The organism is Methylobacterium sp. D48H, assembly GCF_053345715.1.
In genome coordinates this window covers 138,031-160,917 of sequence record NZ_JBKFAP010000008.1, presented here as the reverse complement: position 1 = coordinate 160,917, position 22,887 = coordinate 138,031, and the positions used below count along the sequence as shown (strand labels likewise).

Sequence of the window (22,887 nt, the reverse complement as noted above, 5' to 3'; positions counted from 1 at the left end):
GCGGCGCGGAACGGAGGAAGATCGGCAGGTCGAGGCATCCGGAAGCGATCTCGCGCGGGACGGGGTAACGGCACACAGCATGATCAATGCCGAGGCGGGCGTTTGACTGAAACGGACGGTTTCCTGCACGTTTGAGCCATCGAGGAGCGGAGGGGGCGTGCGAGATGGAGGCGGAGACCGGGGATCGCCCACAGGAGATCGGCTTCATCCTCGTGCCCGGCTTCGCGCTGCTGTCCTTCGCTTCGGGGTGCGAGCCGTTCCGGGCGGCCAACGAACTTGCCGGGCGGCCGCTCTACCGCCTGCGCTACTTCGGCGAGTCGGAGGGCTCAGTGGCCGCCTCGTCGGGCGCCGAGGTCCCCACCGAGGCGCTGCCGCGCCAGCGCGGCCACCTCCACACCCTCTTCGTCTGCGCGGGCGGCGAGCCGACCGGGTGGGACAGGCCCGAGATCCACGCGACCCTGCGGCGGATGGCCCGACTCGGCGTCCGCATCGGCGGCATCTCGGGCGGTCCCTACCTGATGGCCGAAGCGGGCCTGCTGGCCGATCGCGCATTCACGCTCCACTGGGAATATGCCGGTGCCACGGTCGAGACCTTCCCGGAGGCGCGCCTGAGCCGGGCGCGCTACGTCGCCGACGGCGATCGCCTGACCTGCGGCGGCGGCGTCGCGCCCCTGGAGATGGCCCACGCCCTGATCGCCGAACGCATGGGCGAGGCCTTCGCCCGGCGCGTCTCCGACTGGTTCCTCCACACCGCCATCGGCGCCGCCGACGACCCGCAGCGGGCCTCCGCGGTCGAGCGCTACGGAATCCACCATCCGGCTCTGCTGGCGGTACTGGAGACGATGGAGAAGACCGTGGAGGCGCCGCTCGGCCGCCTCGCCATGGCGCGCCTCGCGGCGATAAGCCCGCGCCACCTCGACCGGCTGTTCCTCGACAAGCTCGGGCTCGGCTTCTCGGCCCAGTACAGGGCGATTCGCCTCGCCCACGGACGCCGCCTTCTGCGCCAGAGCCCGCTCAGGATCGGGGAGATCGCGACGGCCTGCGGCTTCACGAGCGCGGCCCATTTCGCCCGCTGCTACCGGTCCCAGTTCGGCTGCAGCCCGTCCGCGGAGCGCGCGTGACGTCCGCCCGGGTCGTCCGAGCGGTCAGTCCCGCGCGTCCGGCAGCGCCTTCGGGTCTGCGGGATCGTCCCGGCGCAGCGCGACGCCGCTGGTGCCCTGGGCCAGCATCGCCCGCAGCAGCGCCTCCATCTGCGCGGCGGCCGCCTCGACCGCCAGGCCGCCCTCCCGGATGTTCGAGATGCAGTTCCGCCGGGAATCGGGCAGCCCCGGCGCCGGGCCGAACGTGACATAGCAGCCCAGGCTGTCGGAGGCCGACAGGCCCGGCCGCTCCCCGATCAGAACCACGACGCAGCGCGCCCCGAGTCGCGCCCCGATCGGATCGCCGATCGCTACACGTCCCTGGCTCGCGACGACCACCGGCGCGAGGCGCCAGCCGGCCCGCCGCACCCGCGCTGCCAGCGCCGCCGCCGCCGGGACCGCGTTCAGCGCGACCGCCGTCGCCGACAGCCCGTCCGCGATCACGATCGCCACGTCGAAGCCCGGCCCGTGCCCGTCGAGCACCGACCCGGATTCCGGATCGAGGGTGCGGCCCCTGTCCGGCCGGCGCAGGTACTCCGCCCGGTCGGCCACGGCGGAGCGGACCTCCAACGCGTCGAGGCCCTGCGCCCGCAGCCCTTCGCGGATCGCGACCGCGTCGAGGGGCGTCCACACCGCCTCGCGGGCGCGGGCATGGTCGAGCCCGAAGGCGAGCGCCGCGGCGGTCGGCAGGCCAGCGCCGTGCGCGCCGAGCGCGATGCGCGCCTGGGTCAGCGCGCGCAGGTCGCGCAGCGTCGGGGGGCCCGGTCGGGCCGGCTCGCCGCTCACGCGGCCCGCCCGGGCAGGAGCCGGGACGCCTCGGCCAGGGCCGGGGGCAGCGCGCCCGTCGCGCTGGCCAGCCGGCCCTGCCCGTCCGTGATGCCCACGGCCCGCAGCCACGCCTCGAATTCCGGGGCCGGACGGCGACCCAGGGTCTCGCGGGCGTAGACAGCGTCGTGGTGCGACAATGACTGGTAGTTCAGCATCACGTCGTCCGCCCCCGGCACCGTGATGACGAAGTTGACCCCGGCCGCGCACAGCAGGGTCAGGAGCGCGTCCATGTCTTCGCCGTCGGCATCGGCGTGGTTGGTGTAGCAGACGTCCACGCCCATCGGCAGGCCGAGCAGCTTGCCGCAGAAGTGGTCCTCCAGCCCGGCGCGGATGATCTGCTTGCCGTCGTAGAGGTACTCGGGACCGATGAAGCCCACGACCGTGTTGACCAGCAGCGGGTCGAACTCCCGCGCCACCGCGTAGGCGCGCGCCTCCATGGTCTGCTGGTCGACGCCCCAGTGGGCGTCGGCCGAGAGGGCCGAGCCCTGGCCGGTCTCGAAGTACATGAGCTGACCGCCCTCCGGGCAGCGGCCGAGCGCGCGGGCAGCGTCCGAGGCCTCGCGCAGGACGGCGAGGTCGACGCCGAAGCCGGCATTGGCCTTCTGCGAGCCCGCCACCGACTGGAACACGAGGTCGACGGGCGCGCCGCGGTCCATGGCCTCGATCGCCACGGTGACGTGGCCGAGGCAGCAGTGCTGGGTCGGCACGTCGAGGCGCAGGCGCAGGGTCTCGAGCAGCTCGACGATGCGGATGTAGTCCGGCAGGGAATCGGTGGCCGGGTTGACGCCGATGACCGCGTCGCCCGAGCCCATCAGCAGTCCGTCGAGGGCCGAGAGCAGGATGCCCTCGGACGAGTCGGTCGGGTGGTTGGGCTGGTTGCGGGTGGCGAGGCGCCCGGGCAGGCCGATGGTGGAGCGGAAGCGCGTCACCACCGGCCGCTTGGCGGCCACCGCGACGAGGTCCTGCAGCCGGCAGATCTTGGAGACCGCCGCGACCATCTCGGGCGTGAGGCCGGGCGCGAGGGCGGCAAGGGCGTCCGCGTCGGCGGCGGGCGCGAGCAGCCACTCGCGGAAGGCGCCGACCGTCAGGGATGAGACCGGCGCGAAGGCTTCCGGGTCGTGCTGGCGGGCGATGAGGTCGGAGACCTCGTCCTGGTCCGAGGGGATCAGTTCCTCGGCCAGGAAGGTCTTGAGCGGCAGGTCGGCGAGGGCGATCTGCGCGGCCAGGCGCTCGACCGGCCCGTCGGCGCAGAGCCCGGCGAGCTGGTCGCCCGAGCGCTCCGGCGTGGCCTTGGCGAGCAGGCTGCGCAGGTCGGGGAAGGTGAAGCGTGTGCCTTCGATCGTCGTCGCGTAGGCCATGCGGGCGCTCCCGGCGCGCTGTCGGAAGTCAGGGACGCCGATCCTGCAGGATGTCGGGGCCGCCGGGAAGCGGGGACGGCGCGGGCGCTGCCCGCCCTCAGGCCGGCAGCACGACCACCTTCGTCTTCACCGGCGTGCGCGCGTAGAGGTGGATCATGTCCTGGCTGAGCAGGCCGACGCAGCCGCTGGTGATGCCCGTGCCGATCGATTCGGCATCGCTGCTCGCGTAGATCGTGTAGAGCGTGTAGGCGCCGTTCTGGTAGAGGTGGAGCGTGCGGGCGCCGAGCGGGTTATCGAGGCCGCCGGGCATGCCGCGGGCGTATTTCGCGGCCTCGGGCTGGCGCCGGATCATCTCCTTGGGTGGGGTCCAGGTCGCCCACTCGGACTTGCGGCCGACATAGGCGTTCCCGTTCCACAGGAAGCCCTGGCGGCCGACATTGGCGCCGTAGCGGGTGGCGGTGCCGTCACCCTCGATGCGGTAGACGTAGTAGTTGGCGGGATCGACCACGATCGTGCCGGGCGCTTCCGACGAGGCGTACTGGACGGTCCGCCGGTAGTATTTCGGGTTGACCTTGCTGACGTCGACCGCCGGGATCGGGAACTTCTCGTTCGGCATCGGCCCGTAGGTCTTCGTCGCCTCGGCCATGAGCAGGGTGTCGGTCGTCCCGCACCCGCCGAGCGAGAGCGCGCCGATCCCGAGGGCCGAGCCGGCCAGGAACGACCGGCGGCTGAGAACTCCCGCCTCGCATCCGAGGCGCCCGCGCCCGTCGAGCCCGCCGGCCTCGCGATCGTCCGTCATCATCGCCCTGGACTTCCCTGTCCTGCAGCCCGGCGCGACTGCGCGGCGTGCCACCGCCGCGCGAACGGCCAAGCTTGAGAGTGCCGCGTGCCAGCGCGCGTGGCAAGCTTGTCTTTACAGAGTCGAGAGCGGCCGAAATGCGTCGCAAGTGTGGTGAGTCCTCGCGATCTCCGGACTTCGTCGCTGAACGACCGTACTGAACGCGCCGGGTGTGCTTCGGACGTCGCAGGTGTCCCGGTGCGGGGCGAGGCCGGTCGGCGTCAAAACTGCACGCCGCGGGTCAGGCTGCCGTCGACCACGAGGTTGGTGCCGGTGATGAAGCTCGCGGCCGGGCTGGCCAGGAAGACGGCCGCGCGGGCCACTTCCTCCGGCCGCGCCATCCGGCCGGTCGGGTTCAGCCGGAGCGCCTCGGCGAACAGCGCCGGGTTGCCGGTCTCGATCTGGTGCCAGACGCCGCCCGCGAAGTAGGTGTTGCCGGGCGAGACCGAGTTCGCGCGGATGTTCCGCGGCGCGAGCTGGAAGGCCAGCCCCTGCGCGTAGTGGATCAGCGCCGCCTTGAAGGCGCCGTAGGGACCGGCCGCGAAGTCGATCTCCCGCCCGGAGACGCTGGAGATGACGACGATCGCGCCGGCCTCGGAGCGCTCGAGGTAAGGCATCGCCGCCTCGACCGCCGAGACGGTGCCCATCATGTCGACGGCGAAGCCGCTGCGCCACGCCGCCTCGTCGCTGCCGACCGCGAGGGCACTCACGTTGGGCACCACGATGTCGAGGCCGCCGAGTTCCTCCGCTGCCTCGGAGACCCAGCCGCGCAGCGCGGCGGAATCGGCGACGTCGACGGCGCGCCCGGTCGCCGCCACGCCCCGGGCGCGGAGGGCCGCCACCTTGCCGGCGACCTCCGCGGCGTTGCGGGCGCAGAGGGCGACCGCCGCCCCCTCGTCGGCCAGCAGGTCGACGATCGCCGCGCCGATGCCCTTGGTGCCGCCGGTCACCAGCGCGCGGCGGCCTCTGAGCCCGAGATCCATGCCGTCCTCCTCCGTCGCCGGTCAGGCGTGGGCGATCGCCTTCGTGATCGAGGCGCCGAGCGTGTATTTCGGATCGACCATGTTGCCGAGCCGCACGCGCCCGCACTGCGTGAGCAGCATGTAGGCGTCGATCTCGTCGAAGCCGAAATCGGCCGCGAGCCAGCGGATCAGCTCCCGGTAGGCGATGCGCGCCGCGTCCTCCATCGGCCGGGACGAGCCGATCGTCATGTAGAAGTCTTCGGTCTCGAGCCGCGGCCAGCGGAAGGTCCAGCCCTTGATCAGGTCGATCTGCACCGTCGTGTGGGTCGGGTGCTCCACCGCGACGCCGCAGAGTTCGCCGTCGCCCTGCGCGGCGTGGCAGTCGCCGAGGTAGAGGAGCGCGCCCTTCGCATTCACCGGCAGGTAGATCACCGCGCCGACGCCCACGTCCGGCAGGTCCATGTTGCCGCCGTAATAGTCCGGCTGCAGCGAGGAGATCGCCTCGATCTCCGGAGAGGTGCCGATCGTGCCGATGAACGGCTGGTAGGGCAGCGTGATCCGGTCGTTCCAGCGCACGCCGGTCTCGGCCGTGACCTCGAGCTTGCGCACCCGCTCGGGGAGCGGCGGATTGAGGAGCGCGGTGTCGCCGGTGGCGACGAGGCCGCCGAATTCCGGCATGATCAGCGTCGTGCCGCAGGGCTGCGGGCCGCGCGGCCGGATCGAGCGGATCGCCACCGCGAGGCAGTCGCCCTTCTCGGCGCCGTTGACGTAGATCGGCCCGTTCTGCGGGTTGAGGTAGGGGAAGTTCAGGATCTGCGTCGGGCTGTCGGTCTCGTGGCGGATCTTGCCCTCGAAGGCGTCGTGGGTCTCGACGGTGACGACCGCGCCGGGATCGACGGTCAGCACCGGCTCGGCGAAGGGCCCGTAGACGTAGTGGTAGCGGCCCTGCTCGGCCTCGGTGATCGTGTGCTCCCGGCCGGGCTTGCCGCCGGCGACGCCCTTGCGGGCCATGATGGACTGGTCGAGCCACTGCATGGTCGTCTCTCCCTTGGTTGTCTGCCGTGTCGTCAGACGGCGAGGTGGCGCCGCACGAGGTCGCGGTCGTCGAGGTCACCGGCCGTCAGCTCCGCGACGATCCGGCCCTTGTCCATGACGTAGCTGCGCTGGGCCATGGCGCGGATCAGGTCGAGGTTCTGCTCCACGAACACGATCGTCACCCCGGTGCGGCGGTTGAGATCGACGAGGGTGCGGCCGATCTGCTGCACCACCGAGGGTTGGATGCCCTCGGAGGGCTCGTCGAGGAGGATCAGCGCCGGCCCGCCGACGAGGACGCGGCCGATGGCGAGCTGCTGCTGCTGGCCGCCCGAGAGCGTCCCCGCCCGCTGCCCGCGCCGCTCCCGCAGGATCGGGAAAGGCCCGAAGGCGCGCTCGTAATCCGGCCGCTCCCCCTTCGGCAGCAGCGACGCGCCGACCGTCAGGTTGTCGACGACGCTCATGCGCGGGAAGACATCGCGGCCCTGCGGCACGTAGCCGATGCCGAGGCGGGCGCGCCGGTGGGCGGCGAGCCCCTCGACCGCCGCACCCCGGAACGCGATGCCGCCCGCGGAGGCGGGCAGGAGTCCGACGAGGCTGCGCATCAGCGTCGACTTGCCGACGCCGTTGCGGCCGATCACCGCCACGATCTCGCCGGGCCGGACCGCGAGGTCGACGCCCTGCAGCACGGGCTTGCCGCCGTAGCCGGCGCGGAGGCCGGTCGTCGCGAGGAGCGGCTCAGGCATCGGCGACGCTCCGCAGCGGCGGCGCGTCCGCCTCCCCGAGGTAGATCGCGGCGACCCGCTCGTCCGCGATGATCGCGTCGGTGGTGCCCTGGGCGAAGATGCGCCCGACGTGGAGCACGGTCACCCGCTGGGCGATCTGCCGGACGAAGGCCATGTCGTGCTCGATGGCCAGCACCGCGACGCCGTCGCGGTTGAGCGCCTGCACCATCGCGCCGGTGGCGAAGGTCTCGTCCGGCGACATCCCGGCGGTGGGCTCGTCGAGGAGGAGCAGGCGCGGCTTGAGGCTGATCGCCATGCCGATCTCCAGCCACTGCTTCTGCCCGTGGCTGAGGTTGCCGGCGCGGTCGGAGGCCGCCGCGGTGAGATTGAGGAAGGCGAGCAGTCGGCGGATCTCGGCACCGAGCGAGGCGCCCTCGAGATGGTGCTGCAGGGCTATCTCCAGGTTGTGCGCCACCGACAGGCTCGGGAAGATGCCCGGCACCTGGAACTTGACGCTCATGCCCCGCCGGATCCGCGCGAAGGGCTTGAGCGCGGTGATGTCCTCGCCGGCGTAGAGGATCTGCCCCCGCTCCGGCGTGTACTCGCCGAGCAGCAGGCGGAAGAAGGTGCTCTTGCCGGCGCCGTTCGGCCCGATCAGGCAGTGGATCTCCCCCGCCGCGAGGGCGAAGTTCACGTCGTTGGTGACGTGGAGCCCGCCGAAATGCTTGCTCAGATCGCGGGTCTCGAGCAGCGGGCTCATCGGCCCACCTCCCGGCGGCGGAGGCGCCCGAGCCCGCGCATGGCCGCCACCACGAGGCCGTCGGGCGCCGCCAGCACCACCACGACGAGGAGCAGGCCCATCACCACCAGGGCGTACTGGCTGCCGTAGATCGTCAGCGCCTGGAAGCCGCCGAGGACCACGAGCGTGCCGATGAGCGTGGCCGTCAGGTCGCCGCGGCCGCCGACCGCGACCCAGATCACCGGCAGCGCGGCGGCGGTGAGCCCCATGCTGGAGGGCGTGATGTACTGGCCCCAGGCGGTGTAGAGGGTGCCGCTCAGCCCCGCGAGGGCCGAGCCGATCACGAAGGCGGCGAGCTGGTAGCGCCGCACGTCGTAGCCGAGCATCTCGGCCCGCTCCGGGTTCTCGCGGATCGCCACCAGCACGTTGCCGAACCGGGCGTTCACCAGGATGCGCAGCGCGAGGTAGACGACGATCAGGAGGCCCAGGAGGCCGTAGTAGAGGGCGACGTCGGGAAACAGCACGACGTCGCCGTCGGGCCACGGCACTGTCAGGGGCGGCATGCCACTCATGCCGTTGTAGCCGTTGAGCCGCGCCGCCCCGATCTTCCATTCCGGACCGGCGGTCTGCGCCATGAAGCGCTCCAGGGCGAGCGTCACCGACAGGGTGATGATGCCGAGGAACACCCCGCCGATCCGGCCGAAGAACAGGAAGTAGCCGAGGAGCGCCGCCATCACGGCCGAGAGCGCGACCGCCAGCACCAGGGCCGCCAGGGTGAAGCCGTAGGCCGCGCCGACATTGAGCGTGAGCACGCCGTAGGCGTAGCCGGAGAGGCCGAAGAAGGCGGTCTGGCCGAAGCTGAGCGCGCCGCCGTAGCCCCAGATCAGGCACAGGCCGAGCGCCATGAACACCCAGCAGAAGAAGTACGCCGTGTTGCCGACCGTGTAGCCGTCCGCGAACCACGGGTAGGCCACCGCGGCGGCGACCGCGAGCGCGAAGGCGGTCCAGAAGGCCGGGCCGCGCCCCAGGGTCTGCGGACCCTCGAGGCGCCGGAGCAGGGTCATCGCCGGAATCATCGCCACGGCCTCAGGCCCGCTCGCGCAGGATCAGGCCCGAGATGCCCCGCGGCAGCACCCGGATCACCAGGATCACCGCGACGAGGAGGCCGATCTGTCCGAACAGCTGGCCCTGCCACGTCGTGAGCAGCGCCCGCACCGTGCCCAGCACGAGCGCCGCCGGCGCCGTGCCGAGAAAGATGTCGGCGCCGCCGACCACCACGGTGACGAAGGCCTCCATGATGAAGGTCGTCCCCATGGTCGGCACGATGGTCATGGTCGGCGCGTAGAGCCCGCCCGCGAGGCCCGCCAGCGCCGCGCCGAGGCCGAAGGTCAGGGCGTAGACCTTGCGGGTGTCGACGCCGAGGGCCTCGGCCATGTGCGGCACCTGGATGGTGGCGCGGGCGAGCGTCCCGAAGCGGGTGGCGTTGAAGGCGAGATAGAGGCCGGCCAGCACAGCGACGGCGGCGACCATCAGCACCACGCGGTAGGTCGAATAGGAGTAGCCGCCGACCGTGAAGCTGCCGAGCGGCGTGCCGATCCCCGGCATGCTGGAGCCCAGCAGGATCAGCGTGCCCTGCGTCGCCGCGAGGCTGATGCCCCAAGTCGCCACGATCGTGTCGAGGGGCCGCCCGTAGAGGTGGCGGATGACGAGGCGCTCCATCACCATGCCGACGGCCCCGGCGACGAGCGCGCCGGCCAGGATCCCCAGCGGAAGCGGCAGCCCCGCCCGCGTGGTCGCCGCCGTGACGTAGGCGCCGCACATGATCAGCTCGCCGTGCGCGAGGTTGATCACGCCCATCATGCCGAACACCACCGCGAGACCGCAGGCGGAGAGGACCAGGAACGAGAACGCGTCGCCGATCTGGTAGAGGAACGTGAAGGCGTGAGTCAGCAGATCCATCCGGAGGCCCGATCGTGATGGCTGTGGGCCGGGGCCTCGGCCCCGGCGATGTCGCGTCGTCTCCGGCCCGGGGCCGCGGCGCGCGGGAACCCGTCCCGGCGGCTCAGGGCTTCGGCGGGTTGCTCGGCGTGTACTGCGCCATCGGATCCTTCTTCGTCAGGTCGCAGCCGGCCTTCCCGAGCCAGTAGGGCTGGATGTTGTCCCAGGTCTTCGGGAAGGAGATCGCGTGCTTCTCGTCGACCTTCGCGAGGTAGATCGTGTGGGAGGCGTGCTGGCTCTTCGGGTCGATGCAGACCTTGCCCTCCGGCGCGTCCACGCAGACGTCGCCCGCCGCGATGACCTTGCGGAGGTCGGCGCGCTTGGTCGATCCGTTCGCCCGCTCGACCATCTGCTTGTAGAGGTAGACCGCGAGGTAGGAGTTCTCGGCCTCCTGGTTCACGTAGGGCTCGTTCGGGAACTTCGCCTTCCACTTGGCGAGGAACGCCTTGCTCGACGGGCTGTCGACCTCCTCGATGTAGTTCGTGGTCACGTACATGTTGGCGAGGCTGGGGGGCTGGAAGCGCTTGTGCTCGTAGCCCTGGCCGATATTGACCGAGGAGCCCATCGGCACCTTCAGGTTCGCGGCCGCCGCCTGCTCGTAGTAGGAGGCCTGCGCCGTCCCGACGAGCAGCGTCATCAGGATGTCGGGCTTGGCCTTCTGGATGTTCTGGATCGTCTGCGAGAACTGCGACACGCCGAGGGGGATGAACTCCTCCCCGACCATCTCGCCGCCGTTCTCCTTGACGATGTTGCGCACCCACTCCGCCGAAATCTGACCGAAATTGTAGTCGGCCGCGATCGTGTAGACCCGCTTGCCGAACTTCTCCATCATCCACGGGATCAGCGTCGAGAATTGCTGCTCCGGCACCGCGCCGGTGACGATCATGTGGCCGTCGCAGACGCCGCCCTCGTACTGGTTGTTGTAGAACGCGAAACCGTCGAGCTGGTCGACGATCGGCCGGTAGGCCTCGCGGGACGCGCTGGAGAAGCCCGCGAAGACGGCGTTGACCTTGTCGCGCTGGAGCACCCGGCGCATGAATTCCTGGTAGCGCGTGTTGTCGGACTGCGTGTCGTAGATCACGAGTTCCAGCTTGCGCCCGGCGATGCCGCCCGCGGCGTTGATCTCGTCCGCGGCGAGCTGGATGCCGTGGACCTTGCCGATGGTGGCGACGGCGAAGTCGCCGGACTGGTCCTCGAGGACGCCGAGCTTGATCGGGTCGGCGGCGCGCGCCGCCGGGGCGGCCAGGGATGCGCCCGCGAGCAGGGCGGCCGCGAGGGCGGACAGGCGGGATCCGCGGGGCGTTCTCGGCATCAGGGCGTCCTCGTTTTCGGGTTGGCGACGGAGCTTCAGGATCGGGCGAGCCGCGGCGGTGCGACCGGCGCCGCGACCGCCGGACGGGCGCGCACCAGCGCCTCGCAGTAGGCCTCTAGGGGCTGCCGGGCGCGCATGGCGTCGCGGCGCAGAGTCTCGTAGGCCGCGTCGTCGTCGACGCCGTGCTCCTGCATCAGCCGCAGGATCGCCTTGACGACGTGGCGCCGGCCGCGCCTCCGCTCCTCGTGGCGGGCAAGACGCTCTTCGAGGAGACGGCGCCGGTTGTGCTCGTTCACCGCCAGGAACAGAGCGGCGTAGACCGAGGCGCCGTGGATCGGCTTGCGCAGCAGGCCGGTCGCGCCGAGCTGGAGCAGCCCCTTGAGGCGGCTCGGCGCCTCGACGCCCACGAGCCCGACCACCGGGACCGGCGGCAGGTCGGGCACGGCGCTCGCCGCGAGGCCCGGCAGCGGCAGGTCGCCGTCCACGATGACGATGTGGTGCTCGGGGTCGAGGATCTCGAGATCGAGCCACGGCGCCTCGCCGGCCGGGACGACCGAGGCCACGGTGAGCCCGAGCTTCATCAGGGTGCTCGCCAGGACGTCCGTGGCGGTGCTCTGTGGCGCGATCAGCAGGGCCTGCGCGCCGCTGAAATTCTGGATCAGCCGGGGCGTCGTCATGGCACCACCTTCAGGTGCGGGCGCCGGCTCACCGGCACGACGCGCGGATCGCTGCGCACGAGGTAGGGGTCCGGCGCGACCGGCGCCTCGGCCTGCGCCACGATGGTGAAGCGGGCCGCCGCCGTCGAAAGGCCGATCCGGGGGGTCAGGCAGGCGTGGAGGGTCGTCTCGTCGAGGCGCACCGGTCCCTGGGGCGCCTCGAACTCGTCGGCGCAGGCTGCCCGGCGCACCGTCGCGGCATCCTCGGTCCCGGCCCGCGCCAGCGCCCGCGCCAGGAGATGCACCGCGATGTACGAGGATTCCGCATCCGCCGAGGGGGTCGGGCCTTCGGGGAAACGCGCCGCGTAGGCCGCCATGAAGGCGCGGTTGCGGGGCGTGTCGATCGACGTGAAGTAGACGCTGGAGGACAGGTGGCCGTCGACCGCCTCCGGCCCGATCGCCTCCAGTTCCGGCTCGGCCAGGCTGCAGCTCGCCACCGGCATGGTCCGCGCCTGGTCGATGCCGCGCGCCGCGCAGGCGCTCCGGAAGTCGCGGAAGAACCGGTACGCCGAGATCCCGATCAGCGTGTTGAAGACGAAGTCCGGCTTCGCGGCCAGGATCGCCGCGATCACCTGATCGAAGGCAGTCTCGCCCACCGCGAGGTAGCGCTCGCCCGCGACGTCGCCGCCGGCGATCGCCAGCGTCTCCCGCAGGATCCGGTTGTTCTCCCAGGCCCAGATGTAGTTGGAGCCGACGCAGAAGGCCGTGCGGCCGCCCCGGGCGAGGAGGTGCCGCACCAGCGGGACGATGTGCTGATTCGGCGCCGCCCCGGTGTAGACCACGTTCGCCGAGGTCTCGAAGCCCTCGTAATGCGACGGGTACCAGAGCAGGGCGTCCCGCTTCTCGAAGATCGGGATGATCTCCTTGCGGCTCGACGAGGTGTAGCAGCCGACGACGTGGCGGATCCCCGCGTCGAGGAGCCGCTCGGCGCCGGCGACGTAGCCCGCGAGGGCGCCCTGCGGATCGCGGATCACCGGCTCCAGGACGCAGTCGCCCCGCGCGTTCACCTCGTCGACCGCCAGGAGCGCGCCGTTCAGCATCGCCCTCCCGACGAGACCGTAGGGTCCGTCCGCGGAGAACAGGATTCCGATGCGGTAATGGCTGAGGCCCATGCAATCCTTCAGAACGCAAAAAGCCCGCCAGTGCGGAAGCACTGCGGGCGGCATCGCCGTGAAAGATAGTGACGTATTGGCGCGAAACTGGGCAGCTTTGCCCCGCGCCTGAAAACTAGGCTCCTCGGTAATGGCCTCGGTGTCAAGTCCCGCGCAGTCTTTTCGGAACCGGCGTCTTGATGATTGCTTCCCGGGTCGCTGATCGGCGTCTGCGCCAAGCCCGTCCGCGGCGCCTGCGACCGCGGAGGCGAGGCGGATGACGGCCGCGCCAGGCCGGCACAGGATCGCTCGGCACCTTTGGCCCGCGCGATTATTCCGATTTCCGGAATGATGAACTGCGGAGAACGCCTATTCTGCTCGCCCGAACGCGGCGGCATTCTCCTCACACGGCCCGGGGCGATCCCGGCCCCCGACGGAGATCCACGGTCATGAAGCTCTACCACCATCCCCTCTCCGGCCACGCGCATCGGGCCCGCCTGTTCCTCTCCCTGGTCGAGGCCCCGCACGAGCTGATCGAGGTCGACCTGAAGGCGGGCGGACACAAGACGCCGGCCTTCCTGGCCATGAACCCGTTCGGTCAGGTGCCGGTGCTCGACGACGACGGCGTGATCGTCTCAGATTCCAACGCCATCCTCGTCTACGTGGCGAAGCGGCTCGGCCGATCCGACTGGCTGCCCGAGGATCCGCGCGCCGCGGCGGCGGTCCAGCGCTGGCTCTCGGTCGCGGCGGGCGAACTCGCCTACGGGCCGGCGGCGGCGCGGCTGATCACGGTGTTCGGCGCCCAGTTCCATCCGGAGGAGGTGATCGCCCGGGCGCACACGCTCCTGGGGCGGCTCGAGGCGCATCTCGATGGCCGGGACTGGCTCGCGGCCGAGCGGCCGACCGTCGCGGACGTGGCGGTCTACAGCTACCTCGCCCGCGCCCCGGAGGGGAACGTGGACCTGTCGGGCTACCCGCGGGTCGAGGCCTTCCTGCGCCGGATCGAGGGCCTGCCGGGCTTCGTCCCCTTCGCCCAGACCCCCGCGGGCCTCACGGCCGCGGCGTGACCGGAAGGCCCCGGGCGCACCCGCGCCCGGGGGCGGATGCAGATGGAGGGCGCGAAGATGGCTGACGGTCAGACCCTTGCGACGCTGCCGACATGGCATGCCGGCGAGACGTCCATCCAGGAGACGGTCGGCGCCGCCGACCGGATGGCGGTGGTCGGCCAGCGGGTGGTGCGGGACTTCATGCCCGATCAGCACCGCGCCTTCTTCGCGGAGATCCCCTTCATCGTGCTGGGCAGCGTCGACCGGCAGGGCGACGCCTGGGCCACGCTCCTGGCCGGCCGTCCCGGCTTCATCTCCTCGCCGACCGCCACGACCCTCGACATCGCCGCGCGGCCGGACCCGGCCGACCCCGCGTCCGACGGCACGGGCGACGGCGACGCAATCGGCCTCCTCGGGATCGCGCTGGACAGCCGCCGCCGCAACCGCGTCAACGGCCTCGTCCGCTCCACGGCCGGCGGAGTCCTGCACTTCGCCGTCGACCAGAGCTTCGGGAACTGCCCGCAATACATCCAGCTGCGCGACAGGACCTTCGTCGGCGAGCCGGGCGCCCCCGCTCCGGCCCTCGCCGAGGAGAGCGCGGAGCTCGACCCGGAAGCCCGCGGCCTGATCGCGGCGGCGGACACGTTCTTCGTGGCCTCCTACGCCGACCGGGAGGGCCGGCGCCAGGTCGACGTCTCGCATCGCGGCGGCAAGGCGGGGTTCGTCCGCGTCGCCGCGGACGGCACGCTGACCATCCCCGACTTCGCCGGCAACCTGTTCTTCGCCACGCTCGGGAACATCTTCCTGAACGGCAGGGCCGGCCTGGTCTTCACCGATTTCGAGACGGGCGATCTCCTGCAGCTGACCGGCGACGCCGCGGTGATCCTGGACTCGCCCGAGATCGCGGCCTTCCAGGGCGCCGAGCGGCTCTGGAGCTTCCGCCCGCGCCGGGTGATCCGCCGACGCGGTGCCCTGCCGCTGCGCTGGTCTTTCCGGCCGGACGGCTGGTCGCCGAACGCGCTGATGACCGGCGACTGGGCAGAGGCCGCCGACCGCGTCCGGGCGGCCGAGCGCGCGACGCAGTGGCGGCCGTTCCGGGTAGCCGAGATCGTCGACGAGAGCCGCACGATCCGGTCCTTCCACCTGACCCCGGACGACGGGGCCGGGCGGCTCCCGCACCGCGCGGGCCAGCACCTGCCGATCCGCGTGTCACTGCCAGGGGCCGACGCGCCGGTCATCCGGACCTACACGCTCTCGGTCGCGCCCTCGGACCCGACCTACCGGATCAGCGTGAAGCGCGACGGCACCGTCTCGCAGCACCTCCACGACCGAGTTCGGGTCGGCGACATCGTCGAGGCGCGCGCGCCCGGCGGCGGCTTCACCCTCGACGCGAGCGCGGCGCGCCCGGCCGTGCTGCTCGCCGGCGGCGTCGGGATCACGCCGCTCCTCGCGATGCTCCGGCACGTGGTCTACGAGGGCCTGCGCACCCGCAAGATCCGGCCGACCACGCTCGTCTACGCCGCCCGCACCCGCGCCGAGCGCGCCTTCGATCGGGAGCTATCCGAACTCGCCGCGGCGGCGCAGGGAGCCGTGCGGATCGTGCGCGTTCTCAGCGATGTCTCCGATGCGACGGCCGGCGTCGATTACGAGGCCGCGGGCCGGATCGACATGGGCCTGCTCACGCGGTTCCTGGCCTTCGCGGATTACGATTTCTACCTGTGCGGCCCGTCAACCTTCACCCAGGCGCTCTATGACGGCCTGCGCGGCTACAACGTGGCGGACGACCGGATTCACGCGGAGGCGTTCGGTCCCTCGGGGCTCAACCGCGACACCGGAACGGCGGCATCCGCGCCCCCGCGGCCACCGGCCTCCACGGAGACGGTGCCGATCGCCTTCCTCGACACCGGCAAGGAAGCGCGCTGGACGCCGGATTCGGGCAGCCTCCTCGACCTCGCCGAGGCGCGGGGTCTCGCACCGGAGTTCAGCTGCCGCGAGGGCAGCTGCGGGACCTGCCGCACCAAGCTGCTCGCCGGCGCGGTGACCTATCCGAGGGAACCGAGCGCACCGGTAGCTGAGGACGAGGTGCTGATCTGCTCCGCGGTGCCCGCGGAGGGCACGGACCGGGTGCAGCTCGCGCTGTGACGCGCGCGACGGCGCGGCCCGCGCCGTGTTCCGCCTTGCGGGACCGGCGCCGGCGGATCATCCTGCGCCGCTACCGGAGCCGGGCTGAACCTTCCCCGAGGACAAGGAGCCCATCCTGTCCCGTCCGCCGCTGCCGCCCTTCGACGCGCAGAGCGCGATCACGAAAGTCCGCCTCGCCGAGGGTGGGCTGATGCGCTATCGGCACAGCAGCATCAACGCGTTGCCGATCGCGGAATCGGACCGCGAGTTTCACTGGCCCCTCGGGCGCCGGCCGGACGACCATCCGGGCCTGAGCCATTTCGGCTTCTGACCGATCGGCCGGGACGCCGACGCGGCGGGCCGGATCGGGCGTGAGCGTCGCGACCCGGCGGCGAGAACCCGGAGCGAGGCTATGGATCGGTGGCAGGCCATGCGCATCTTCGCGAAGGTCGCCGAGACGGCGAGCTTCGCGCAGACCGCCCGCCTCCTGCACATGAGCCCGCCGGCCGTGACGCGCGCCGTGGCGGCGCTCGAGGAGACCATCGGCGCCCGCCTCCTGATCCGGACGACCCGCTCCGTGAAGCTCACGGAAGCGGGCAGCCGGTACTACGAGGATTGCCGGCGGATCCTGGCCGACATCGCCGAGGCGGAATCGGCGGCGGCCGGCTCCAACGCGACGCCGTCGGGCACGCTCGCGGTGACGGCCTCGGTCCTGTTCGGACGGATGCACGTGCTCCCGATCGTCACCGACTACCTCGACACCTACCCGACCATGGTGGCGCGGACCCTCTTCGTCGACCGGCCGGTCAGCATGGTGGAGGAGGGGATCGACGTGGCGATCCGCATCGGCCACCTGACCGATTCCGGGTTCACGGCCGCTCGAGTCGGGTCGGTGCGCCACGTCATCTGCGGCGCCCCGGACTACTTCGCGCGGCACGGTGTGCCGGCGACCCCGGCGGATCTCAAGCGCCACCGGATCGCCGTCTCCACCGGGGCCTTCGCGTCGCCGGAGTGGCGGTTCGGCCGGAACGAGCGGGTGGTCGTCCGCCCCACTCTGGAGGGCAACACCAACGAGGTCTCGATCGGCGCCGCACGGTCGGGCTGGGGGCTGGCGCGTGTCCTGAACTACCAGATCGGCCCGGACCTGCGGGACGGCCGGCTGCAGATCGTGCTCGCCGATTACGAGGAAGCGCCGCTGCCCGTCCACGTCCTGTACCCGGAAGGCCGGCACGCGCCCGCGAAGGTGCGGACGTTCGTCGACCTGGCCGTGGCGCGGCTGCGCGCCAACCGGACGCTGAACTGAGAGCAGCCCGGATCGACGACGGTCGCATTGGTCGCAGCCGCGGCCGGGGAAAGGATGGCTCAGTCTTAGGTTAGTTTTTTTAGGATCTTCCGCATCTTCTGCGGGCAATGGGGGCCCATACGTGACGAGACCCGAGCGCGCGACCGTGGGCAACCGCCCCTCAGCGGCCATTCGCCCGGATGTCGACGCGGTGGCGCTCTGAGAGGAGTCAGGCGCATGGATCAGTGGACCCGCCTGGATCCCGTCTACGATTCCGAGGCGGCCGCGCGCGCGATCGCCGCGTCGGCGCCCGCGCGCGCCGACGCCCAGGATCACGACGACGGCTTCCCACTGGATGACATCGCCGATCTCGCCCGCCTGGGGCTGCTCGCCGCGCCCGTGCCGGTGGATCACGGCGGCGCGGGCCTCGGGACGGAGCCGGGCGCCGGTGCCCTGGCGGAGGTTCTGCGGCTGGTCGGCTACGGAAGCCTCGCTCTCGGCCGGCTCTACGAGGGTCACGTCAACGCCCTCCAGCTCGTCGCCCGGTACGGCTCACCCGCCCAGCGCGTCCGCCTGTTCGCCGACGCGCGCGCCGGCCACCTGTTCGGTGTCTGGAACACCGAGCCGGGGGAAGGCGGCCTCACGATCGAGGCCTCGGACGTCGACGGCCATCTCCGCGGCGTGAAGACCTTCGCGTCGGGCGCCGGCTTCGTCACCCGCGCCCTCGTCACCGCCCGGCATCCGGGACAGGGCGGCACGGCGATGATGGTGGTGCCGCTCGACGCCGGCACGCGGTCCGATCTCTCGGCGTGGCGGGCGCAGGGCATGCGCGCCTCGGCGACCGGCACGATCGACTTCACTGGCCTCGCCTTCGCGGCCGACGATATCCTCGGTCAGCCCGACGATTACTTCCGGCAGCCGGCCTTCTCGGGCGGCGCGTGGCGCTTCGCGGCGGTGCAGCTCGGCGGCATCGAGGCCGTGTTCGATGCCTGGCGCGGCCATCTGCGCCGCCTCGGCCGGGGGAGCGATCCGCACCAGCTGGCGCGCCTCGGCGAGGGTGCCATCGCGGTCGAGGGCGCGCGTCTCTGGGTCGAGCGCGGGGCGCAGGTCGCGTCGGACGCGGCGATGCCGCCGGAGCGCGTCGTCGCCTACATCAACCTGGTCCGCCTCGCGGTCGAGCGCGCCGGCCTCGACATCCTCCAGCTGGCCCAGCGCTCGGTCGGCCTCCAGGGCTTCCTGCGCGGCCATCCGCTGGAGCGGCTGTCGCGCGATCTCGCCACCTACCTGCGCCAGCCCGGACCGGATCACGCGCTCACCAGCGCGGCCTCCGAGATCCTGCGCGGGGACGGCCTGGCCGGTGACCTCTGGACCGAGAACGCCGCGTGACGGGGCAGAGCGGCCACGCCACCGCATCGCGGACCGTCTGGCTGGACACGCCGGAGCGGTACGGCCGCGTCAGCCGCGGCTTCCACTGGGTGATGGCGGCCCTGTTCGCCTGGCAATTCACCGGGGCGCTGCTCTACGTCACGATCGGCGATGCGGCGCTCACCCGCCTCATCGGCGGCAGCCACTTCACCCTCGGCTTCACCCTGTTCGTGCTCGTGCTCCTGCGCGGAGTGTGGGGCCTCGCGAACCTTCACCGGCGCCCCGCCCATCCGGGCGCGCCGGGGCGCGCGGTCGCGGCCGGTCACGGCCTGATCTATCTCCTGATGGTCCTGGTCCCGAGCCTCGCGCTGCTGCGCCAGTACGGATCGGGCAAGCCCTTCGCGCCCTACGGCATCCCGGTGATGCCGGCCCGCGAGACGAAGATCGAGTGGATGATGCTGCCCGCCGACCTGTTCCACTACTGGCTGGGCTTCACGCTTCTCGTCGTCGTGCTCGGCCACGCCGCGATGGCGTTCCTGCACCGCAGGCTCTGGAACGAGACCGTCCTGACCCGCATGACCTGACCGGCGGCGGGCCCGCGGGACGCGATCCTCAGCCCGTCGCCTCCGCCGCGGCGGGCGCGCGGTCGGGCAGCGGCGCGTCCAGCGTGAAGACCACGCCGCGGGGTCGGTACTCGATCTCGGCCGAGCCGCCCATCTCGGCGGCCAGCGCCCGCTCGATGAGGCGCGTGCCGAACCCGCCGCGGGCCGGTGCCGTCACCGCGGGTCCGCCGACCTCCTCCCAGCGGAACCAGAGACGGGCCGGCGTCGCCCCGTCGACCACGTCCCAGTTCAGGACCACTCGCCCCCGGTCGTTCGACAGGGCGCCGTACTTCACGGCGTTGGTCGCCAGTTCGTGCAGCGCCATCGTGAAGGCGAGCGTCAGGCGCGGCGTCAGCCACACCTCCGGTCCGTTGATCAGGAAGCGCTGTCCCGCCCCGCCCCGGAACGCCTGGAGGGTGCCCTCCACGATGACGTCGAGCGTGGCCCCGATCCAGCTCTGGCGGGTCAGGACGTCGTGGGCCGCCGAGAGCGAGTGCAGACGCGCGTCGAGGGTCCTATGCGCCTCCTCCAGGGAGGCGGCGTTGCGCAGGGTCTGGTGCGCGATCGACTGCATGGTCGCCATCGAGTTCTTCACCCGGTGATTCAACTCGTCAGCCAGGAGGGCGCGGTGCTCCTCCGCGCGCTTGCGCTCGGTCACGTCGATGGAGACGCCGGCCATGCTCAGCGGCTGCCCGACCGAGTCGTAGAAGGTCTGACCCCGGATCTGCAGCCAGCGCAGTTCGCCGCCGGGCGTGCGCGCCCGGTACTCGATGTCGTAGTCGCTGTGCTCGCGGATCGATGTCTGCACCGCCGCCTGCATGCGCGGCCGGTCCTCGGGCTCGATCGCGGCGATCAGGTCCTCGTAGCTGAACGCCTCGCCCGGCGCCCGCCCGAAATTCTCCTTGCAGGTCTCGGAGGCCACGAGCCGCATGTCGGCGAGATCGAGGGTCCACGAGCCGAAACGTCCGGCCTTCAGGATGAATCGCAGCCGCTCCTCGCTGCGGGTCAGGTCGCTGGTGCGGCGCTCGATCTCCTGCTCGAGCGCCTCCCGGTCGCGCTGCATCCGCGCGAGCTTCTCCCGCTCCAGCGTCACGTCGAACTGCGACGCGAAGAAGTAGGTGAGCTCCCCGTCGCGATCGAAGACCGGCGAGATCAGCAGCCGGTTCCAGAAGAGCTCGCCGTTCTTCTTGTGGTTCAGGAGCTCGATCTCGATCGGCACGCGGCGGGCGATCGCCGCCCTGATCTTCGCGATGTCGGCCTTGCTGGTCTCGGGCCCCTGAAGGAACCGGCAGTTCCGGCCGATGATCTCGTCGTGGCCGTACCCGGTCAACTTGGAGAAGGCGGCGTTGACGAAGACGATGGGGTTGTCCGGCTGATGGGGATCGGTGATCAGCATCGGCATCCGCGTCGCCCGGACGGCGGAGACGAAGGGGTCGGTGCTCGCGTCGGTGCGGGCGAATTCCGCCTCGAAACGCGTGCGTTCCTGCTGATCCGTCAATGCCCGGTCGCCCCTGTCACGACTCGCCGATGGCGGCCTTCGGCCCTCGTGGCGTGGCTGTACCACAGCGGGGATCGCTTGTGCGCAATCATGATGCGGTCCGAGACGCCGCAGGGGGTCGCGACGCCTTGCCCGATCGGACACGGGAAGAGGCCCGCCGCTACACCGCGGCCCGACCGGGGCCGAACCCGGCCGGCGGGCGCGAGCCGAGATGGTCCCGCAGCGTCCGGCCTTCGTACTCGGTGCGGAACAGGCCGCGCCGCCGCAGCTCCGGCAGGACCAGCGCGATGAAGTCGTCGAGGCCGCCGGGCAGCGTCGGCGGCATGATGTTGAAGCCGTCCGCCCCGCCGGCCCGGAACCGCGCCTCCATCTCGTCCACGATCTGGGCCGGCGTACCGACGATCTGCGAGTGGCCGCGCGCGCCGGCGATGCGCAGGTAGAGCTGGCGCAGGGTCAGGCCCTCGCGGCGGGCGAGGTCGAACATGAGCTGCTGGCGGGACTTGATGCCTTCGGTCTCGGGCAACTCCGGCACCGGCCCCTCGGGATCGTAGCCCGACAGATCGTGGCCGCCGATCATGCGACCGAGCAGCGCCAGCCCGACCACCGGGTCGATCAGGTCCTGCAGCGCCTCGAACTTCGCCCGCGCCTCGGCCTCGCTGCGCCCGACGACGGGGAACAGGCCGGGCATGATCTTGAGGTCATCCGGCGCACGACCGAAGCTGGGCATGCGCCCCTTGAGATCGCCGTAGAACTCGACCGCCTCCTCCAGCGTCTGGTTCGCGGTGAAGACGATCTCGGCGGTCCGCGCCGCGAGGTCCTTGCCGGGCCCGGAAGCGCCGGCCTGCACCAGCACGGGCTGGCCCTGCGGCGTCCGCGAGATGTTGAGCGGACCGCGGACCTCGAAATGCTTGCCCCGGTGATCCAGCGGGCGGAAGCCGTCCGGCTTCGAGAACTGGCCGCTCGCGCGGTCGATGATCACGGCGCCGTCGTCCCAGGTGTTCCAGAGGCCGAGGACCACGTCCGCGAATTCCTCGGCGCGCTCGTAGCGGTCGGCGTGACGGCCGATCCGGTCGCCGCCGAAATTCGCCGCCTCCGCGTCGGTCGCGGAGGTCACGAGGTTCCAGCCGGCGCGCCCGCCGCTGAGATGGTCGAGGGAGGCGAACCGGCGCGCGACGTTGAAGGGCTCGTTGAAGCTGGTGGAGGTGGTGGCGACGAGACCGATCCGGCGCGTCACCGCCGCGAGGGCCGACAGCAGCGTCAGCGGCTCGAAATGGGTCGAGCGCGCGGTGCGCTCGCTCGACCGCAGGTCGAGGTCGCGGATCCCGCTCCCGTCCTCCAGGAAGATGAGGTCGAACTTCGCGGCCTCGGCGCGCTGCGCCCAGCCGACATAGCGCTCCAGGACGAGCCCGCCGTCGGCCTCGCTGGAGGGATGGCGCCAGCCCGCGACGTGGTGGCCGGTCGCGTAGAAGAACGCGCCGAGGCGCAGGGTACCCTGTCTCATCGAACCGACCGTCATCGTGCCTGCTCCGCTCCGTGCCTTCCGCGCGGGCCGGTGTCCAGCCGAACCGTGCGCACGGGCGGACCCCGCGTCGCGCACGGCTCATCCGCCGCACCGGAACTCCGGCCGGGCGGCCGGAGCCTCAGCGCGGGACTGCGGCGTCCGGCGCGTTGTCGGCGGGGAGGTCGCGCAGGTCGGACGAGGCGTAACGCCCGTGCCGGGCCGCCAGCGAGCCCCTTGCCTCCTGCATCGGCATGAAGGCCGAGAATCCGACCGGCTCGGCCACGTCGTGGTAGATCGCCTCCATGCCGCCGCGCATGTGGTAGGTCTCGTGCCAGATGCCGACGCCGCGGGTGTCGCGCAGGAAATCCCGCCACCAGATCCGGTGCGGCTCGGACTTGGACCACGCGACCATGCTGTCCATGTCCCGCCAGTACCAGCGCATGCCGACATGGAGCGGGCGCAGGCTGAAGATGATGTTGTTCTCGTAGTGCAGGAGGCCCTCCGGCCGCGCCGCGCCGACCCTGTCGATCCGCGGCCCGAAGCCGAGCAGGGTCTTCACGCCGGCCAGGGTGCGGACCTTCATTCCGAGATAGATCACGACGAGGTCCGGGTAGCCCGAGAAGTCCGGGACCGCGTGTCGCCGGTTCGCGCCCATGATCGCGCCCTCCCTCGCCGGCCGGTCTTGGCGGGCCTTCAGCGTCGAGAATAGGCGACGACGCGGTCGGCGAGCAATA

The 22,887-nt window shown here is 71.7% G+C and carries 21 protein-coding genes and 1 pseudogene; 7 read left to right on the top strand and 15 right to left on the bottom strand.

The annotated features are described in order from the left end of the window. The first annotated feature begins 164 nt into the window (after positions 1–164). Positions 165–1,121: a GlxA family transcriptional regulator gene (locus ACLBX8_RS16135; protein WP_447715500.1), complete on the top strand. Its 957-nt coding sequence runs from the start codon at positions 165–167 to the stop codon at positions 1,119–1,121. 24 nt (positions 1,122–1,145) lie between these two features. Here the strand turns inward: ACLBX8_RS16135 and eutC are convergent, their stop codons facing one another. The 12 genes from eutC to ACLBX8_RS16075 form a co-directional block, all read right to left on the bottom strand. After that, positions 1,146–1,925 carry an ethanolamine ammonia-lyase subunit EutC gene (gene eutC / locus ACLBX8_RS16130; protein WP_447698982.1) on the bottom strand — a complete coding sequence of 260 codons (780 nt, stop codon included), beginning with the start codon at positions 1,923–1,925 and terminating at the stop codon, positions 1,146–1,148. Continuing rightward, on the bottom strand, positions 1,922–3,325 hold the full coding sequence (locus ACLBX8_RS16125; protein ID WP_447698983.1) for an ethanolamine ammonia-lyase subunit EutB: 1,404 nt from the start codon (positions 3,323–3,325) through the stop codon (positions 1,922–1,924). The genes eutC and ACLBX8_RS16125 overlap by 4 nt, the downstream gene beginning before the upstream one ends. A 97-nt stretch (positions 3,326–3,422) precedes the next feature. Continuing rightward, the gene (locus ACLBX8_RS16120; protein WP_447715499.1) at positions 3,423–4,127 is read right to left on the bottom strand and encodes a L,D-transpeptidase; all 705 of its coding nucleotides are present in this window, start codon (positions 4,125–4,127) and stop codon (positions 3,423–3,425) included. A 257-nt stretch (positions 4,128–4,384) separates the two neighbouring features. Beyond that, a complete protein-coding gene (locus tag ACLBX8_RS16115; protein WP_447698985.1) occupies positions 4,385–5,146 on the bottom strand; it encodes an SDR family NAD(P)-dependent oxidoreductase in 762 nt (253 codons plus the stop codon). Positions 5,147–5,167: 21 nt separating this feature from the next. Further along, entirely contained in the window at positions 5,168–6,160 is a 993-nt protein-coding gene (locus tag ACLBX8_RS16110; RefSeq protein ID WP_050731620.1) for an acetamidase/formamidase family protein, read from the bottom strand. Between the two features lie 32 nt (positions 6,161–6,192). Then, positions 6,193–6,903, bottom strand: a complete 711-nt coding sequence (locus ACLBX8_RS16105; protein WP_056533271.1) for an ABC transporter ATP-binding protein — start codon at positions 6,901–6,903, stop codon at positions 6,193–6,195. After that, positions 6,896–7,642 carry an ABC transporter ATP-binding protein gene (locus tag ACLBX8_RS16100; RefSeq protein ID WP_447681533.1) on the bottom strand — a complete coding sequence of 249 codons (747 nt, stop codon included), beginning with the start codon at positions 7,640–7,642 and terminating at the stop codon, positions 6,896–6,898. Before ACLBX8_RS16100 ends, ACLBX8_RS16105 begins: the two co-directional genes overlap by 8 nt. Further along, positions 7,639–8,685: a branched-chain amino acid ABC transporter permease gene (locus tag ACLBX8_RS16095; protein WP_447715498.1), complete on the bottom strand. Its 1,047-nt coding sequence runs from the start codon at positions 8,683–8,685 to the stop codon at positions 7,639–7,641. Before ACLBX8_RS16095 ends, ACLBX8_RS16100 begins: the two co-directional genes overlap by 4 nt. Positions 8,686–8,707: 22 nt before the next feature. After that, entirely contained in the window at positions 8,708–9,580 is an 873-nt protein-coding gene (locus ACLBX8_RS16090; protein ID WP_447715497.1) for an ABC transporter permease subunit, read from the bottom strand. A gap of 103 nt (positions 9,581–9,683) precedes the next feature. After that, on the bottom strand, positions 9,684–10,931 hold the full coding sequence (locus tag ACLBX8_RS16085) for an urea ABC transporter substrate-binding protein (protein WP_447715496.1): 1,248 nt from the start codon (positions 10,929–10,931) through the stop codon (positions 9,684–9,686). A 35-nt stretch (positions 10,932–10,966) separates the two neighbouring features. Then, a complete protein-coding gene (locus tag ACLBX8_RS16080; RefSeq protein WP_447715495.1) occupies positions 10,967–11,608 on the bottom strand; it encodes an ANTAR domain-containing response regulator in 642 nt (213 codons plus the stop codon). Next, entirely contained in the window at positions 11,605–12,759 is a 1,155-nt protein-coding gene (locus ACLBX8_RS16075) for a transporter substrate-binding domain-containing protein (RefSeq protein WP_447715494.1), read from the bottom strand. The genes ACLBX8_RS16080 and ACLBX8_RS16075 overlap by 4 nt, the downstream gene beginning before the upstream one ends. A 428-nt stretch (positions 12,760–13,187) precedes the next feature. Between ACLBX8_RS16075 and ACLBX8_RS16070 the strand changes: the two genes are divergently transcribed. The 6 genes and pseudogenes from ACLBX8_RS16070 to ACLBX8_RS16045 all read left to right on the top strand — a co-directional run bounded on the left by ACLBX8_RS16070 (position 13,188) and on the right by ACLBX8_RS16045 (position 19,136). Then, positions 13,188–13,805 (top strand): glutathione S-transferase family protein, encoded by a 618-nt coding sequence (locus ACLBX8_RS16070; RefSeq protein WP_447681528.1) that lies wholly within the window; start codon positions 13,188–13,190, stop codon positions 13,803–13,805. A 57-nt stretch (positions 13,806–13,862) separates the two neighbouring features. Continuing rightward, positions 13,863–15,926 carry a 2Fe-2S iron-sulfur cluster-binding protein gene (locus ACLBX8_RS16065; protein WP_447715493.1) on the top strand — a complete coding sequence of 688 codons (2,064 nt, stop codon included), beginning with the start codon at positions 13,863–13,865 and terminating at the stop codon, positions 15,924–15,926. 175 nt (positions 15,927–16,101) lie between these two features. Continuing rightward, positions 16,102–16,236 (top strand): annotated as a pseudogene (locus ACLBX8_RS16060) (DUF1348 domain-containing protein); the annotation flags it as partial. Between the two features lie 81 nt (positions 16,237–16,317). Then, positions 16,318–17,208 carry a LysR family transcriptional regulator gene (locus ACLBX8_RS16055; RefSeq protein WP_020093092.1) on the top strand — a complete coding sequence of 297 codons (891 nt, stop codon included), beginning with the start codon at positions 16,318–16,320 and terminating at the stop codon, positions 17,206–17,208. A 216-nt stretch (positions 17,209–17,424) separates the two neighbouring features. Further along, positions 17,425–18,573 (top strand): acyl-CoA dehydrogenase family protein, encoded by a 1,149-nt coding sequence (locus tag ACLBX8_RS16050; RefSeq protein ID WP_447698993.1) that lies wholly within the window; start codon positions 17,425–17,427, stop codon positions 18,571–18,573. Beyond that, positions 18,570–19,136: a cytochrome b gene (locus tag ACLBX8_RS16045; RefSeq protein ID WP_082558090.1), complete on the top strand. Its 567-nt coding sequence runs from the start codon at positions 18,570–18,572 to the stop codon at positions 19,134–19,136. Before ACLBX8_RS16050 ends, ACLBX8_RS16045 begins: the two co-directional genes overlap by 4 nt. Before the next feature lie 28 nt (positions 19,137–19,164). Here the strand turns inward: ACLBX8_RS16045 and ACLBX8_RS16040 are convergent, their stop codons facing one another. The 3 genes from ACLBX8_RS16040 to ACLBX8_RS16030 all read right to left on the bottom strand — a co-directional run bounded on the left by ACLBX8_RS16040 (position 19,165) and on the right by ACLBX8_RS16030 (position 22,808). Further along, positions 19,165–20,652 carry an HWE histidine kinase domain-containing protein gene (locus ACLBX8_RS16040; protein ID WP_447715492.1) on the bottom strand — a complete coding sequence of 496 codons (1,488 nt, stop codon included), beginning with the start codon at positions 20,650–20,652 and terminating at the stop codon, positions 19,165–19,167. Between the two features lie 160 nt (positions 20,653–20,812). Then, positions 20,813–22,153: an LLM class flavin-dependent oxidoreductase gene (locus ACLBX8_RS16035; protein ID WP_447698994.1), complete on the bottom strand. Its 1,341-nt coding sequence runs from the start codon at positions 22,151–22,153 to the stop codon at positions 20,813–20,815. 139 nt (positions 22,154–22,292) lie between these two features. Then, entirely contained in the window at positions 22,293–22,808 is a 516-nt protein-coding gene (locus tag ACLBX8_RS16030; RefSeq protein WP_447698995.1) for a DUF4188 domain-containing protein, read from the bottom strand. Between the last annotated feature and the right edge of the window lie 79 nt (positions 22,809–22,887).

Excerpts from the sequence above, each read along its gene's own strand:
- ACLBX8_RS16035 (WP_447698994.1), bottom strand. The coding sequence starts at position 22,153 with ATGAGACAGGGTACCCTGCGCCTCGGCGCGTTCTTCTACGCGACCGGC.
- ACLBX8_RS16125 (WP_447698983.1), bottom strand. The coding sequence starts at position 3,325 with ATGGCCTACGCGACGACGATCGAAGGCACACGCTTCACCTTCCCCGAC.
- ACLBX8_RS16090 (WP_447715497.1), bottom strand. The coding sequence starts at position 9,580 with ATGGATCTGCTGACTCACGCCTTCACGTTCCTCTACCAGATCGGCGAC.
- ACLBX8_RS16030 (WP_447698995.1), bottom strand. The coding sequence starts at position 22,808 with ATGGGCGCGAACCGGCGACACGCGGTCCCGGACTTCTCGGGCTACCCG.
- ACLBX8_RS16085 (WP_447715496.1), bottom strand. The coding sequence starts at position 10,931 with ATGCCGAGAACGCCCCGCGGATCCCGCCTGTCCGCCCTCGCGGCCGCC.
- ACLBX8_RS16105 (WP_056533271.1), bottom strand. The coding sequence starts at position 6,903 with ATGCCTGAGCCGCTCCTCGCGACGACCGGCCTCCGCGCCGGCTACGGC.
- ACLBX8_RS16075 (WP_447715494.1), bottom strand. The coding sequence starts at position 12,759 with ATGGGCCTCAGCCATTACCGCATCGGAATCCTGTTCTCCGCGGACGGA.
- ACLBX8_RS16095 (WP_447715498.1), bottom strand. The coding sequence starts at position 8,685 with ATGACCCTGCTCCGGCGCCTCGAGGGTCCGCAGACCCTGGGGCGCGGC.
- ACLBX8_RS16050 (WP_447698993.1), top strand. The coding sequence starts at position 17,425 with ATGGATCAGTGGACCCGCCTGGATCCCGTCTACGATTCCGAGGCGGCC.
- ACLBX8_RS16080 (WP_447715495.1), bottom strand. The coding sequence starts at position 11,608 with ATGACGACGCCCCGGCTGATCCAGAATTTCAGCGGCGCGCAGGCCCTG.
- ACLBX8_RS16065 (WP_447715493.1), top strand. The coding sequence starts at position 13,863 with ATGGCTGACGGTCAGACCCTTGCGACGCTGCCGACATGGCATGCCGGC.
- ACLBX8_RS16100 (WP_447681533.1), bottom strand. The coding sequence starts at position 7,642 with ATGAGCCCGCTGCTCGAGACCCGCGATCTGAGCAAGCATTTCGGCGGG.
- ACLBX8_RS16115 (WP_447698985.1), bottom strand. The coding sequence starts at position 5,146 with ATGGATCTCGGGCTCAGAGGCCGCCGCGCGCTGGTGACCGGCGGCACC.
- ACLBX8_RS16055 (WP_020093092.1), top strand. The coding sequence starts at position 16,318 with ATGGATCGGTGGCAGGCCATGCGCATCTTCGCGAAGGTCGCCGAGACG.
- ACLBX8_RS16070 (WP_447681528.1), top strand. The coding sequence starts at position 13,188 with ATGAAGCTCTACCACCATCCCCTCTCCGGCCACGCGCATCGGGCCCGC.
- ACLBX8_RS16110 (WP_050731620.1), bottom strand. The coding sequence starts at position 6,160 with ATGCAGTGGCTCGACCAGTCCATCATGGCCCGCAAGGGCGTCGCCGGC.
- ACLBX8_RS16135 (WP_447715500.1), top strand. The coding sequence starts at position 165 with ATGGAGGCGGAGACCGGGGATCGCCCACAGGAGATCGGCTTCATCCTC.
- ACLBX8_RS16120 (WP_447715499.1), bottom strand. The coding sequence starts at position 4,127 with ATGATGACGGACGATCGCGAGGCCGGCGGGCTCGACGGGCGCGGGCGC.